The organism is Wolbachia endosymbiont of Drosophila bicornuta (assembly GCF_028982105.1).
GTDB classification, from domain to species: domain Bacteria; phylum Pseudomonadota; class Alphaproteobacteria; order Rickettsiales; family Anaplasmataceae; genus Wolbachia; species Wolbachia pipientis.
Genome location: NZ_JAPQLF010000007.1, coordinates 1 through 524, shown reverse-complemented (window position 1 = coordinate 524; position 524 = coordinate 1). Strand labels below are relative to the sequence as shown.

The window sequence follows — 524 nt, the reverse complement described above, 5'->3', positions numbered from 1 at the left end:
CGGATGTGGTGAAAGTCACAAGTCCGGTTTCGAAGTCGAGTGGGGAGAGGTGACTTTCCTCACTTAGATAACTAATGTGGTAAACCTTTGAGAACTCTGCAAAAATTTACAGCAAAAAATAGAAAAGTTGGAAGGGAGGATAGAAGAGTTAGAGGCAGAAAATAAGGCCTTGAGGATTGAGAACGCTGAGTTGAAAGAGAGGCTTGGTTTAAATTCAAAAAACTCATCCCTGCCCAGCTCAAAAGAGCTATACAAAATAAAAAAGGACAAGCCAAAAAGCGAAAGGAATGTTGGCGATCAGGTTGGGCATAAAGGAAATTTTCATGCCACAATGGAAGCGGATAAAGTAGTAAAAATAGAGTTGCCTAATATTTGCGAATGCGGAGGAGAGCTTGTAATATGCGAAAAACCTTATGTTCACCAAAAAGTTGATCTTCCGGAAATTAGGCCGTATGTAGTATAGCCTTTCTTATAATAGTCCGAATGCGATAAGATATGTGTTTATGGCTATAGCAGGCCAGTAG

General features: G+C 40.1%; 1 pseudogene. It reads left to right on the top strand.

The features are described from left to right. Window positions 1-118 precede the first annotated feature (118 nt). Window positions 119-460: pseudogene (locus tag OZD68_RS00045) on the top strand (DUF6444 domain-containing protein); the annotation flags it as partial. Window positions 461-524: the final 64 nt, after the last annotated feature.